The organism is Janthinobacterium sp. SUN033 (assembly GCF_030397595.1).
GTDB classification, from domain to species: Bacteria; Pseudomonadota; Gammaproteobacteria; order Burkholderiales; family Burkholderiaceae_D; genus Janthinobacterium; species Janthinobacterium kumbetense.
The window spans coordinates 209,713-224,443 of sequence record NZ_JAPQNV010000005.1 but is presented as its reverse complement, the minus strand read 5'-3'; the positions used below and the strand labels follow the sequence as shown (position 1 = coordinate 224,443).

General features: G+C 46.6%; 9 protein-coding genes and 1 tRNA gene. 3 read left to right on the top strand and 7 right to left on the bottom strand.

Annotation, left to right across the window (positions count from 1 at the left end; translation table 11 throughout):
• Positions 1–328: 328 nt before the first annotated feature.
• Both OX460_RS21605 and OX460_RS21600 read right to left on the bottom strand, forming a co-directional pair.
• Positions 329–3,562, bottom strand: a complete 3,234-nt coding sequence (locus OX460_RS21605) for an NACHT domain-containing protein (protein WP_289899883.1) — start codon at positions 3,560–3,562, stop codon at positions 329–331.
• Between the two features lie 1,525 nt (positions 3,563–5,087).
• Positions 5,088–5,546, bottom strand: a complete 459-nt coding sequence (locus tag OX460_RS21600; RefSeq protein ID WP_289899882.1) for a hypothetical protein — start codon at positions 5,544–5,546, stop codon at positions 5,088–5,090.
• 1,202 nt (positions 5,547–6,748) lie between these two features.
• Here OX460_RS21600 and OX460_RS21595 point away from each other — a divergent pair.
• The 3 genes from OX460_RS21595 to OX460_RS21585 are packed head-to-tail and all read left to right on the top strand — an operon-like array spanning position 6,749 to position 10,468.
• Positions 6,749–7,981, top strand: coding sequence for an ABC-three component system protein (locus OX460_RS21595; protein WP_289899881.1), 1,233 nt, complete (start codon positions 6,749–6,751; stop codon positions 7,979–7,981).
• Positions 7,978–8,487 carry an ABC-three component system middle component 4 gene (locus tag OX460_RS21590; protein WP_289899880.1) on the top strand — a complete coding sequence of 170 codons (510 nt, stop codon included), beginning with the start codon at positions 7,978–7,980 and terminating at the stop codon, positions 8,485–8,487. The genes OX460_RS21595 and OX460_RS21590 overlap by 4 nt, the downstream gene beginning before the upstream one ends.
• A gap of 1 nt (position 8,488) precedes the next feature.
• The gene (locus OX460_RS21585) at positions 8,489–10,468 is read left to right on the top strand and encodes an AAA family ATPase (protein WP_289899879.1); all 1,980 of its coding nucleotides are present in this window, start codon (positions 8,489–8,491) and stop codon (positions 10,466–10,468) included.
• Between the two features lie 289 nt (positions 10,469–10,757).
• Here OX460_RS21585 and OX460_RS21580 read toward each other — a convergent pair whose 3' ends face one another.
• The 5 genes from OX460_RS21580 to OX460_RS21560 form a co-directional block, all read right to left on the bottom strand.
• Positions 10,758–10,958 (bottom strand): AlpA family transcriptional regulator, encoded by a 201-nt coding sequence (locus OX460_RS21580; protein ID WP_289899878.1) that lies wholly within the window; start codon positions 10,956–10,958, stop codon positions 10,758–10,760.
• 136 nt (positions 10,959–11,094) lie between these two features.
• The gene (locus OX460_RS21575; RefSeq protein WP_354669840.1) at positions 11,095–11,961 is read right to left on the bottom strand and encodes a phage integrase N-terminal domain-containing protein; all 867 of its coding nucleotides are present in this window, start codon (positions 11,959–11,961) and stop codon (positions 11,095–11,097) included.
• 943 nt (positions 11,962–12,904) lie between these two features.
• A complete protein-coding gene (locus OX460_RS21570; RefSeq protein WP_289899876.1) occupies positions 12,905–13,084 on the bottom strand; it encodes a hypothetical protein in 180 nt (59 codons plus the stop codon).
• Entirely contained in the window at positions 13,077–14,387 is a 1,311-nt protein-coding gene (locus OX460_RS21565) for an integrase arm-type DNA-binding domain-containing protein (RefSeq protein ID WP_289899875.1), read from the bottom strand. The genes OX460_RS21570 and OX460_RS21565 overlap by 8 nt, the downstream gene beginning before the upstream one ends.
• A 231-nt stretch (positions 14,388–14,618) precedes the next feature.
• Positions 14,619–14,709, bottom strand: a tRNA-Ser gene (locus tag OX460_RS21560).
• Positions 14,710–14,731 lie beyond the last annotated feature (22 nt).

The window sequence follows — 14,731 nt, the reverse complement described above, 5'->3', positions numbered from 1 at the left end:
TAGTCTAGCTAATATTGAGCAGCGCTCGGCTAACAAGTTTTCGCCCTCCCGTTAATAACACAAGCGGCCATTGATAATACACAGGAAGTGCAAGTGACCAAGATAGAAGAATTCGATTCAAATACGTCTATCTATTCTTTTCTTTGGCGTTGACGCTGGTCGAAACCTGACCTACCGGATCAATTTTCAATCAGCACCAACACTATTACATAGTAACCAACTAGTCGTCAAAGGGTATGAAAAATTCCTTATAGTCCTTGGCCGCTCGATCAGGCTGAATACTCACGCTAAAAGTACCCATATGGCGGAACATGTGTAATTTTTGGACTTACTTCGCAAATAGGTGAGCTGCACGATCGAGTTCGATACATGGACCGCCTTGCTCTAGATGTTTGACAATAGATGAAAACGCCGGCTTGACACGATATTGCTGGCCCAAGCTTGTTTTCTTTTGATCAATAAATACTTCAACTACACCGTGTTTAAGTAAAGTAGGAAGGTATTTTCCAGTAAAGACTCTACCTCGAATTTGTTCCTGCTTACGAGGATAAAAATTACCTCGTTCATAGAAGAGCCTGAAGAGTTGTACCAAGTCCTCTCTGACCTCACTCATGTGACTCGACGCAGCCGCCTTCTTTGCTGTAAGCAGATGTGAAATTCCTGATATATCGCAATTTTCGAAGGTGTCCACATAGAAATTAGGGCGAACCCCTTTTCTTGGCTCCAGCGACTTAAATGTTGAATTAATAAACTGCGTACCCTCATCGATGAAGCACTCCCAGAAGAAGTCATATTCCTCAAAGTAGCATTCATTCAATATCAAGCCTCGGAAATCAAATATTGGCTTCGCAGCCGAATTACTTCCTACGTTAATTAGCGGCAATCCATTAATTTGCTCATCCTTTGCAAAAAAATCTCTTAGTAATTTACTGCAAGCTGAGACATCAAATTTAATACTCCCAGAGTTTTTTAGCAAATTTAAAAATAAACAGAATACCGCAGAGCAGGCGCGCAAGTAGTTATAACGAGTGCGTCCCTCTAGGGAATACAATCCATCACGAAGCTTGTCAACAGTTTCAATTCCAAATAGTGTCAACTCATCATCAAAATGTAATCGCTCTGATACTGATTGCATAAATTCGCCGTCGAATCGAAGGTAGTAGGCGGAGATTTCAACAAACTCACTATTCAACAGGTCAATATTTTTCGTTAGAAAATATTTTGCCAAATATAATGATTTAAAATAATCATTAAAAAAATCATATCGAAAGTAAAGCTTGTTAGATGAGTACACCAACAACGGATGTCCTTTTAGTCGCTCTATAGTGTCATCCCCCACCTCATCAGCTTGTGTTGGCAAGCCGCCAAGAAGATTTTTTACGTCAAAAACTGAGATGTGACCATCTTTAGCAACAGAAAGATGTATAAAAAACTCAATTTGACTTTCCACACTGATAGCATGAAGCTTTGTAATATCTCGGTGGCATATATTTGCAACCAGGAAATCATTTGATATTAATGGGTTAAGTAAGGGGCCATGATCTATCCTACTTAAAGTTTCATTGCCGAATTCCGTTTTTTGTTTAATTAAATAGACTATTAAATCCAAAACATACGGGATATAGACCTCGCCTGGCTCCTCTGACTTAAGCGCAAATTTATCAGCAATAGAGAGTGCTTTCTGAATTTTCGGCGGTGTATCCAGTGATCTCTGAAAAAATTCATCAGCCATTGAGCGGCTGAATGGTTGTAAATCTATGCTTTTTACAGGCACCCCATGTTGCAATGAATCCCAGAAATAATCTCGACATGTAATAATTATTTTTGCGCGTTGAAGATTTGTTGAGTAAATAGTTGAAATTGAACCAATAAAACTAACCGCATCAAATTTTGCTCCCAGTTTTGCAATAACCTCATCAATTCCATCCAGCACTATTATTAAGCTTCCGTTATCAACTGAAAGAGAAAGAAGATCTTTACTAAGTTTTTCTGTATCAGCTGTTTGCTTGATTGATTGTGCATGATAAAAATCATAGATATCATCAATCTTTTTACGAGAGCGGGTAATCGTTTCCAGTTCTCCAATTATCTCTGGAGAGTCAACAAAAAAAATTCCTGTTTCAGGATTGCTTAAGTGGATTTCATTCAGGAATTTCTTAATAAGTGTGGTCTTTCCAATTCCACCATATCCCTTTACCACCATAAGTGGAGCGGATATTGAGCCGTACCAAGATTTTAATTGATGGAGCGCCGACTCCGAGTCGCCAGCATGGCTTGTTTTAGTAAGGCTTTCGACGTATACGGGTACGTTGTAAGGGATAAATCCCTCAATGTACTCCTTATATAAAAATTGCCTTCCAAAGTCGTCAATAAAGTATACATTATTGGTGTTAAAAACTGCTTTCAGATTGTCTTTTCTACGCTCACTTTCTTTTAGCGCAGAAGGTTTTTCTGTCAAGATAACTAATGGGAATCCATTTTGCAAATGTTTGCTTGTTCGTAAGAAGAGATGAGTGCCACTTTGATTGGCACCCTCGTGTACATAAAGAAAATATTTCGAACCACCAAGTTCTTCAGTTAGCTTGTATAATTCGAAAACTATTTTCTCATTCCAATCTTTGTGCTTGATCGGAAATCCTACGTCTAAAGAGAAGCTAGAATTTTTTCGAATATACGCCTGAACGGTTTTTTCAATGCTCCGTTCTAAGGAAAGTGGGCTCATAATGTCGGATTCGGAAGTCACAATAGAAGGCGGCGCCAAGGGCAAGGAAGGAGCAATACCACTATTTTTCTTTGCTGCAACTAACCGGAAATTTGCAATTGTAGTGACACACAATTCTGCAGCATTCTTTGCAGCTACTTGTTGATCTAGCTCTTTCTTTTCTTGAGATTCATTCTTCTTAAATCCCCAGTCACAAATAGCCTTGACAATTAGCCACTCGACCCTGTCTGCTTTTGCTCGGCGGAGTGACATTAGTAGACCACTCCCCTCCATTTCACCGCCGATCGCTTGGCCTTGGTCGGCAGCGATGAACCTATCGCGATGTTTCTCATCATCAAATAGTGTTTCGATAGATATTAGAAGCCCTTCATGCGTACGTTGACCATTCATGTCAGCAGCGGCAGTAAAAGTCTTTAGTAGCGTGCCAGTAGCAGCTGAGATGGTACCACGTGCAACGATACTGTTGTCCACCGCCTTGTGGTGCTGCGCATCGCGTAGTCTGGTAGACAAGAGGATGTCACCAATTTTTTGTCCATCGACATTTTTTGCCCCCCACGCGATCCCTACCGCAACAATCACTTGAGGAGAAAGATCTGCTAGGATATTAGTGACGGTGTCGTAGGAAGCCCCGTCGCCCGTAGAACCAAGAAGAGATTTTGCAACCATTACCCGTTGACCGTTGATCTCGCCTGCATCAAGATATATCTCGTTGCTTTCCCCTTGGTATCGCTTTAACTTACCAGCTATATGTTTTTCAAGTACGGCCGTCAGTTCAGACAATTCGTGCCTGTTAACTGTTAGCAAAACAATATCCGCAACAAAACATTGGGCATCCGTCATTATTTTCTCACCTATTTTTCACAGAGGGTCTTTCTTAAATTTTATCACTTAGAGCTAAATTAGTTTAGTGGAAACTTTGTGCTGCAAAGCTTTGGGGAGTCTCCCTATGTCGTTAGGATACTTCTAAAAACCCACTTTTAAGCGAGGCTGCTACGCAGCAACAGCAAATTGGGCGATTCGGAGCTGCACGCCCAAGCATGGGCGATGCCTTCGAATCCTCCGCGCGAACCGCGCAGGCAGCTTGCCTCTCTTCGCCATGCTAAAAATGAAAATAGATACAGACTCATATTTTCGGGACAATGATTGCCGATGCAATCACAGGAAGGAAATTGTAGACGGGCAAGGCCGACAGAGTATCCCATCCGCCTCAGCGTTACCATTGGCATTTTTTTCCTCTAGCCGAAGGGAGGCGCCTTGAAATCAAAAAATAGCCGAATATCAGAAGTAGCCGAATTCCTGAAAGAATGCCGCACTGAACCCGTCAACTGTCAACAATACCAATTTTCCATGCAGGAAACTCATACATTATCACTACAATGTCCAGACTCCGCTTGTGGCCGGTGGCGACCACCTGCATGCTCGTTTTTCGATAATCACAGCATACGGTTCAAATCACGACCAACACGCGCCGACCGGCTGTAGTGGTCCGCGAGAGGACGATCTGTTGGGAACAGGGGGAGCAAGGGTCAGGTTTGCTATTCGGACACGGACTCACGAAAAGGTGCAGTAAATGCATGCTCATTCGAAAATCCAACTTGGAGCGTTACGTTGAGCACAAAGTGCGAATAAGCAGGTGGGAAGTTAGCTAACCTTCGGTTAGCTAACTTCACCTATCCTGCCCCGCTCTGTGCAGCGACTGAACCATTAAATCACCGGGTAACACTTCGACCGAACCATTTTTTGCAGGTACGAGAGCAGATTTAGCAGGAATATAGGCCGAAGCTAGCACGGTAGATCAACGGTAATAGACAGCGTCAAAATGGGAACATTTGACATGCATCTGTGCCGACCTTGATCGATGTCAGCAACAAATTTTCATAGTCTGCTGTACGAGTACTACACGGCAATAGCGCGCTTCTCCCCCAATAGCTGCGCCTTTCCGCACAGAAAAAAAGACCTCCCCTGGAGGCGGGTCGTAACAATTACTGGCAGGTATTGGTGGAGTGAGATGCAAGCAGTCGCATGCGTATGTGGCGGCTGTACAGCAAAGGGGGGGCAATGAAGAGCCGAAGTCAGGTCCGTCAATCGGACACGGACTGATGAGTTGGGCGCCGTAGAAGCATGCTCAGTCGAAACCTGATTAGAACCACGAACGCGCACCTTCGGTGCGTAGACGAGGGTCAGGTCCACCGTTACGACCTGGCCCCAGCCATGTCAATTTTCAGGTTAAAAAAACTGCCCTACCTTAGCAAAAATACACATTGCACATGTATCATATGCGGCATAATGAGAACATTCTGACTTGATTTTTCGGACCCATTTCATTCATTACTTTGGGATAAATAGAAATGCAGTCTAAACACGATCATTTCTCTCTATCGGAGACTATTTTGTAGGTTATTGACTGATTTGTCGCACTGACGACATCAAGTGTAAATCGCATAAACCTTATGGTTTTCGAGGTACTCAAGTCGTACTCGACGTTTTGGAAAAATGCTGGTGCCGCCATCCCGCCTCGATATTCTCGATAAGCTACTTTAATAATATCCCCCGACCTACCAGAGTAAAGTAACTCCCGGCGAATATAGTCCTCTGACGCCACCTTCGAAACCTGCCAGCCGTCTGCGGAGTTTAGAATCCCAACCCAAGTTCTCACGGTTCTTTCCGAGCCATTTTGATCGACTAGAAAAGCATCCCCTATTGTCGCAGTCTTTGTCTCGCCCACTCTATATGATTTGAATACCTTGCTCTCCAAAGTAGTTGATGCGCATCCCGCTAATACAAGCATGGCAAACATTATTGTAGTCATTTTTAGTTTTCGCATCACTACTCCTAGAGTCGGCATCCGCGCGTACCGTTCGCAATGCGAGTATAGGCTTTATCTACTTAGCAGTCCTCCTAAATGTAAGAATATGGAGTAGGGCGCGTGTCCAGCTTAACGCGCGGCGCTGGGGAAAAGTCGTCATTTGGATACAAACTAATTAATGCACCGGGTTGCGCGGGGCCGGAGTCATATCCGCAATTCGGACATGAACTGATGCTCTGGGCGCTGTGGAAGCTTGAGTAATCGAAATCCGATTAGAACCACGAACGCGCGCCGCAGGCGCGCGGGCTGCCGCGCAGCGGCAGCAGTCAGTAGATTCGGAGAGGGCCGGGCCGGTAGGCCCGACCCTTCGAATCCCCCGCGCAGGGCGCGCAGGCGCCCTGCTTCTCTCCGCCAAGCACAAAAACAAAAAGGCCACCCGAGGGTGGCCTTTTGCTTTTGTGTCTATGGCGGAGAGGGGGATACAAATCCTCAGCCAGGACCCGCATACATCCTAGATTATGGCGATTTGAAATTTCAACATAACCCAAAACATACCCCTCCTGGCCATATGCGTTAGCCGTTTGGGAAGCTACTGCTCTACCATTGAGCTACGCCCGCGAAGCCTGCATCTTACGCGGCTTTTACCGATGTTGGCATAGTTGCAGCATGGTTGCTGCAATCGAAAATGCGATGGCCGATTTCACCATGGTGTGATGGCCTACGGGGCGAGCCATCAGATCATTGTACACGTGTAACAAGCTGGATTTCATCAACAAGATACGGCTATGTCTTCGCATCCAAATGCCTTGGCAAGGACATGCGATACGCTGAAAATTGACGGTACATCTAACTTAAAACGTTGAATCGTGCATACCTTCAGACTGGTAACTTCTGTCAACTACGCTTGAAACCAGCTACTGCTTACCAGTAACATTTTTATGCTGCAGCCAGCTTCTCTTGGGTTAGCAACCGAGTTTATTGCTCACTCATGCTCATCATTGCCTCTATCAATATTTGATGACTTCAGTATACAACGACGTCATACAACGTCACAGGACGGAGGATCAATGCCATTACGACAACACAGGCAAGATTCGAGAGGTCACGCAGGATTCAGTGAGGTGGATATACGCATGGCGCCAGCGCCTTTTTTGCTCAATTGATTGCTATTAATTAATCTATGCGCTACGCTTCAGCAAATTCACCCAATACAAACGGTTATGCTGAACATTCTCACCAAATCTAACAAGCCTAATGTGATCCTATTTGTCCACGGTTTCTGTGGAGGTGTGGAAACCTGGAAACACGAAAACGGGTCCCATTTCTATCAGCATATCTTAAAATCCGCTATCGTTGCCGAGCATTTTGATATCGCGACATTTGATTATTTTTCGAAATTTTCAAACACGTCAGTAGCAGCTAACAACATGCTAGACAAACTGAAATCGCTGTTCAAGACTTCATCGAAAAAGAACGAGAAAAATATCGGAATTGACGAAATATCCGAACTATTAAAGACCAACATTCGGTTCCATTTAGATGATTATGAAAATATTATAATTATTGCGCATAGCATGGGTGGTTTAATAACAAAAAATTTTATTGTAAAAGAAACTTTAGAAGCAGGAATTACAAAAATTAAGCTTGTTATTTCTCTCGCCGTTCCACATTTAGGCACAGAATTAGCATCATTTGGCCAATTATTTACCAGTCACGAACAGATTCGCGACCTGGCTCCGCTAAGCGACATTTGCCCAAAATTAAATGAACAGTGGGTTAAACTATCGATAAAACCGGCCATCAAGTATTTTTATGGAACTTATGATGATGTCGTAAAAAAATCTAGCGCGAGTAGTATAGATTGCGAAGACAAAGATATTATTGCCTGTGATGACTCACATCTTTCAATTTGCAAACCAGAGTCCGAATATTCGACAGTCGTGATCGCGACCAATAAGTTCCTCAAGGAATTTATACAGGGCAGCGGCGAAATACAACTTGCTGCCCAAAAATTAGAAAATGCAGAGCAATTTTCAGATGAACATTTCGTAATCAAATTGATTTTAGCGGATGTACATCAGGCAACAATTACACATTCAAAAGAGCATTTTTTAAACGCCGAGTATGCAAGGAAACTTTTTAGTAGCGCATCAGATCAAAAAAAATTAGGCGATTTATATACAAGAATAAGAACTTTATATCATGATTCTTACGATAAATTTCTGCATACAAACGAAATGACACCCGGCAAACTAGTAAGTGAAGTCCACGAAAAAATCATATCTGAAGATTCCACTTATTTAAAGAGTGCACTTCCTCTTATCCATGGATTACATAAAAAGGGAATGTTACATCAGCTAGCAAATGATTTATCAGATGATATTTGGTGGACGGAAGAGTGTTCGATTACTGCCCTTGACAAGGTAAGAGCTAGCTTAGAACATCAACCATGAAAAAACTACCTTTCATTATACCGGATCGGGATCTAAGTCTTAACATTGGTCTAACATTATTGATATTCAAATATCTTGGCCTATCTTCGCGAGGTATTCCACTTTTGAATAATGAAAGAGTTTCGGTATTTTTTTATTTAATAAAAAATCCAACCATTCTTCAAAAAACTCTTCAGCGATACGGTCGAGGCGATGTAACGCTAAATCATAATGAGTCTACGTCAATCAATAGCATTACCGTAAATCTGGATTCACTTTTTGATAGACAATGGGTAAAAACCTTAATTAAACATTTGATTGCAAGAAAACTTATCGAGCCTGTATATCGGAAAAAAGATGGTTTTCTTTATCAATTATCCAAAGATGGCGAGATAACAGCTAACTCACTACAGAGCGAATACTTCTCAAGAGTGAGTTATTTTTTATCAGAATTAATATCACTAAAATCAGAATCAACATCCAATATCAATAAAATGTTAAACCAAACATTCAGAGAAGAAGAGTGATATGTCAACCAAGCCAAGCATTATCATTAACCAGCTTATCTTAGTCGGACATCGAAAAAATTACGTCACCCAATTTAACCGAGGCGTAAATATTATTTACGGCGATTCTGCCACAGGCAAATCTAGCATTCTTGAATTAATTAATTACGCGCTCGGGGCAAAGAACTTCATTTATGAACGTGAGATAGAAACATCTGTAAAATACCTTGCTATCGAATTATCGCTAAATAATATTACCTATGTAATCAAGCGCGATATTTTCCAGCCACAAAAACATGTCGAAGTTTATCAATCGACCTTCGATACTCTAGATACCGTATATCCTAAACTGCTAGCTGCTGATTTTTCATCAAGTTCAGCGCCAGATGGCTACCTTTCCGATTTTTTGCTTAGTGCTCTCAATCTTCCAATTCTCAAGGTTAAGGAAGCACCATCAAAAGTAGAATCATCGATGGTAAGGCTTAGCTTCAGAGATTTGTTTAAATATAATTATCTGAAGCAGGATGATGTGGGCAGTAAAGGATTTCTGGGCAATGGAAACTGGCCACTATCAAACAAAAATAAACAAACATTCAAATATATTTTCAACTTACTCGACTCGAATATTACGGGTCTGGAAGATGAGCTTGGACGCGTAACAGCACAAAAAAATAAACTCGACAGCAAATATGATTCAATATCTGAATTTTTACGCGAGACGAGATTTGAATCATCAATTGAACTATTAGATTCGCGTGACGAGTTAACACGACAAGTAACGATACTACAAGAAAATTTGTCCCTCATAAACCGATCAATTGTATCTGACAACCAATCTTATGCTTACCTAAAAGAGAAGCTAGTTGAAATTTCCTTGGGAATTAAACTTAACGATCTTCATACAGAAAGAAGTATGGCTGCAATAGAGCGATTTTCCAGATTAAAGAATGATTATCAGATTGACGTTGATAAAATAAAAAGTATTGTTGAAGCAAAGGCGCTTATTGGAGATGCCGCCCAAAGTACATTTCCCTGTCCAATATGTGAAAATACAGTCCATTTGAACGAAATAAACGAAGAATATCAGATTGACGAGAGCAAAAATGCAACACACGAAATCAACTCCATTAATCGCCGCATTAAGGACATAAATCTTCTAATTCAACAGGAGAGAGACAAACTTTCTATCGCAAAAAGCGAAATGTTAGTGTTAAAGGAAGATGAAGAGAAGGCAAGGCGGTTATTGGATGTAGAAACCAGCCAAATAATAACGCCTTACTTATCGGAAAGGGACGGAATTTCTTCAGAGCTTGCCACTGTCAAAGAAAAGCTCCGCCAAGTAGAGGACAGCGCAAAAATTCGTCGTCAGCACAAATTGCTTTTTGACGAGGCTACGTCTCTGGGAGAAAGAATCGTAAATTTAACAACCAAACTTAATGAAATGCGTAAGTTAGCGCCTTCATTAGAGGAGGTGCTTTCTACGCTCGGAGATTTACTTTCCAGTTATTTAGAGATTGTAAATATTAAAGATAGGCGCGATATTTCCATATCCAAGAGCACTTTGCTACCGGTGCTACGCAATCGAGACTATGGAGATATTACTTCTGGCGGGCTTAGAACAATTCTCTCCATTGGATATCTATCCATATTATTTAATTTAACACTTCGTAGAGATATGAATTTACCGGCATTTTTAATGGTAGATACTGTTGGGAAATACCTTGGGAAAACTCAATCCAAATATAACGAAACAGATTTAAAAGAAGATACCAAGGAAGGCGTCTCTGACCCAACAAAATATAAGAATATGTATTCATATATGCTCTCATTGGCAGAAGCGGCAGAAGATCTTAACATACCTTGTCAAATACTACTTGTTGATAATGATGTACCGGTTGACGTTCAACGAGATTATTCGGGCTTTACAGTTGCGCACTTTAGCAGTAGGGGAGAAAATGGCCTGCCTCTTGGCCTTATAGATGACGCGCACTTACATCAATAAAAATCAGAGCAGCTATTAGATCTATAGATGCGTCAATTAATAGTCACATTCAATGGGCCACCAGTAGTGGGCAATCAGGATCAGGTCCGCCATTCGGACACAGACTGATGCATTGGACGCCGTAAAAGCATGCTCAGTTGATAGCTAATTAGAACCATGAACGCGCGCCGCAGGCGTGCGGTGCTGCCGCTGCGCGGCAGCACCGCACGATTCGGAGAGGGCCGGTAGGCCTTCCCCGTGAGGTCTTACGAGGTGGGGCGCTTCTAATCCAGCCACCATTAACTCACACTCAAGCGGCTCCACGCCTAGCGTCAATACAGCGCTGTTGCCATTGGGCGATTTCTTCAGCGTCCCAAGCGATGGACTTGGGGCCGATGGGAATCGGCGCTGGCAACACGCCCGCCTTCACCTTGCGCCAGATTGTGGCGCGAGACCAGCCGGTGGCCTCGATTACCGCAGGCAAGCGGAGGAATTTTTTAGTCGTGCTCATAAGATTCTCCTTCGATTGATGAACAGCAAACAATGAAGAGTCATGCCGACTCTCCGCGATCATTCCGGCAGCGCCAGCGCTGCCCCTTCTGCATCTCTTCTATTCCATGCGCTGCGCCCCTGATGCAAGTGGGCGGTCATCTACCCAGATAAATGGACGTAACCTGCTCACGCCCATGCCCCATCTCCGCCGAAATCTTCAGCCGCGCAGCGTTATCCACCAATTTTTGCGACGCATCCAGCTGCCTGGACGTCGCGCCGCCACTGGCTGGACAAGGTCGGCCAGTCAACTCGGCATAGCGCCGCTGCGCGTACTCATGGCGCAGCCCATGCACACCATGTATGCCAGCCTTGTCGCACTGGGCACGAAAGCGGTTCAACTGGTCCCGATACCGCAACCGCGCCGGAATCAAGCTGCCTTTTCCTGCCAGCGCCTTGGCCGCTTCCAGCACGGCGCGCTGCTGCATGGTGGCAATCGGCACCTCCCGGTACTTACCGCCCTTGGTCCAGCTATCCCGCAGACGCAGGATGTTCCCGCCATCGGCCCATCCCGGCTTGATCTTGATGCTTTCCTCGCGCCGCAATCCAAACGCTGCCTGCAACTGCAAGGACATGCGCGTATAGGGATCGCTCACGCGGGCCAGCGTATCGGCGTCGAGCACCTTCGCCTTCGAGACGTTGGTGGCAAACACCCGCTCCGCGATGCCGTATTCGCCGTTGGTGCGCGCAATGATGTTCTCTTTGCCGATCTTCTCGGCCCACCAGCGCAGAGCGCTCATGCGATTCTTGATCGTTCCAGTACTGACGCCATCCTGCTTCCACTTGTCGAGCAGCGCCGCCACATGCTTTGGTTTCAGACTGTCCACGCTCATATGCTGGAAGCCCCGTTCCGCCAGGTCGTTGGCGCACAGGTTTAATAGGCGCTCGCGGTCGGCCTGCGTCGCAAAGCTGCCATCCCGGTTGCGGTGACACAGTTGCTTGAGCTGGTAGTTCAAGTCGCGCATGGCAAAGTCATCCTTCCGATCATTGGTTTTCACATCGATGCCGCGTGGTGTAATCCTGTCTGGTAAGTGTTTCTGGCCACCCTCACTGCCTCGGCAGGAAAGGTTGAATCAAGGGCCTCGGGACACCACTCCCGTGTATGCGGTTGCTGTTACTGCCTGCCCGCGCCGCATGCGCGTGTGGCACCGCTGCGCGCTCCCGGAGGAAGCTGCCGCAGCGGGGACCAATCACCCAGGGTCCATGGAGTGCACATCGTGCACGGATCAACTTCTACTAATCAGCCCGTAGCGGGCAAAGGACATCGCAAGGCTTGCCTGCGATGGGGGGCGCCTGGCCCCGTCACTGAACAACATCACGCGGTGGAATTCCGCTTGCCGCCTGGGCCTATGCCGTCGGCGGCGCGTCGTCACTGGCAGCACGCCGCCAGTAACGACGCGTGCACGCAGCCATGGCAGGCGACGGCATATAAGCCAGCATCGCACTCGCGGTAACGATACTGGCGACTCTGAAGCACATGCGCTGGCAGCAGCCGCGATGGCATCGCATCGCTGGCATTTCTGCTGACGGTGCGGCTTGCGGCAAAGCCATGCTGTGCTTCATACGGTGCGCTACCTCGCGGGGCATGCGAACCAATCAGGGCAGGAGTCTTGCTCCTGTTTGAGGAAGCGCCCATCGGGCGCAATCATCCAGGCAATCCGTCTTGCGGATTGTGGGATATGAAGACGCTGAAGGCAGCGCTTTATCGTGCCGAGATGTGCATGCTTCTGCATGGCCCGGCGATATATCTAGCAGAAACTGCTATGTATCATGGTGGCGGGTAACGACCGCAACGCCTATGCCGCTAAGCATAGGTACATGCTCGATGCATGCCCTCGTGGGAGCGATTCCCACATAAGAGAGCTTCATTCTATGCCTGCTATCGACGTTTGCAAGTGGTTCGTTTCGTCAAGTGCGCTTTTCGTAGTACGCAGAATTGGAACCGGCGCGTGCTGGACTGGCGCCACTGGCATTGACCGGCAGCGTTGCAGCCCGGACAAAGACTCCGATAGCCAGTTTATGTAATTTTTCCTTGGAAGCGGTCTGCTTGATAAGCGCATCCATGAGGCGCAGTACATACTCAGACATGGTGCCCTCCTGTTCCGCCATCCGGACTGAACTCATCGCTGACCAGCGTTAATCTGGGCGTCAGCGGCGGCGCTCCCTTGCCGCTGACGGCATCGATGTAGTCGGCCCAATCCTGCATCATCCGGCGCCGCTCCGCCAGGAACTGCGCCCGGTCATAGGCACTGGTCACCTTGTCCTTCGGCGCATGTGCCAGCTGGCGGTCCACGACTTCATGCCGGTAGCCCAGGCGCTCCTTGATGGTGCTCATGGCCAGCGCCCGGAAGCCATGGCCGGTCATCTTGCCCTTGTATCCCATGCGTCCAAGCGCCACCAGTATCGTGTTATTGCTGATCGGCTTTTCGTGGTCGCGCTGATTCGGGAACAGGTACTTGCTGCGGCCCGTGATCGCGTGCAGTTCACGCAGCAGCTCCAGCGCCTGGCGCGACAGGCATACATGATGGTTGGTCATATCCGGATTGACGGTCAGCTTGCCGCGCTTCATGCGTTGCCATGGAATGACCCACTCGCCGCGCTCCAGGTCAATTTCACTCCAGGGCGTCTCGATCAACTCGCTGGTGCGCACAAAGCACAGCAGCATCAGCCGCAGCGCAATGCGCGTCGGCGCGAACATGCGCGCTTCGTTGCGGTCCAGAATGGCCAGGAACTGCGGTAGTTCGTCGGCGTTGATGGCGGCGAAGTGTCCGGCGCGGACGGTCTTCAACACATCCTTCATATCGGTGACCAGATTGCGCTCTGTGAATCCGCATTGAATCGCGTAGCTGAAAATTGACGCACATAGCGCTCTCAGGCGATGGGCGACTTCACTTGCGCCACGCTCCTCGATCTTGCGCAGTGCGGCGATCAGATCGCGGTGCTTTATCTCATCGATCGGCATGCGGCCGATGGCTGGGAAGATGTCCGCTTGCAGGCGCTGGATGGTGTTCTTGGCGGTGCGTTCGCTCCACGTCGGCACTTTGTTGCCGTGCCACTCGCGCGCGATTTTTTCGAAGGTGTTGGACGCCTTATCCTTTGCCAGGCGTTTGGCGTCGTCGCGATGCTTGGCGGGGTCGATTCCTTGCAGCATCAAGCGCCGCGCAGCCAAGCGCTTTTCACGCGCATCCTGCAACGTAATTTCCGGATAAGGACCAAACGTCAGTGCGTTCTCCTTGCCGTTGGCCTGGCGAAACTTCCAGCGCCAGATTCGGGACCCGCTCGGCATGACTTCCACGAACAGGCCGCCGCCATCGGACAGCTTGTATGGTTTTTCCTTTGGTTTGGCGTTTTTGACCTGAAGTTCGGTCAGCGGGACGATGAGCTTTGCCATGGTGGTCTCCTTCGCAAATGCGTCTGGAACCACTATAGGACAGTTATGCGGGAATGGTAGCCAAGAATGGGGGAATCCGGCCCGGCGCATTCCCTCAAAAAAGTTGGATATCCTGATATGCCTTGGCACATCCCGAGACGCTGAAAAACGAAAAAACCGCTTAGAATCAAGGCTCTAAGCGGTTTTTGAGGGACTTCCTGAGACGTCCTGATCTTACTTAATTACTATCCGTGGCGGAGAGAGGGGGATTCGAACCCCCGATAGGCTATGAACCTATACACGCTTTCCAGGCGTGCGACTTCAACCACTCATCCACCTCTCCTGCAGGCAATGCATCTACTTGC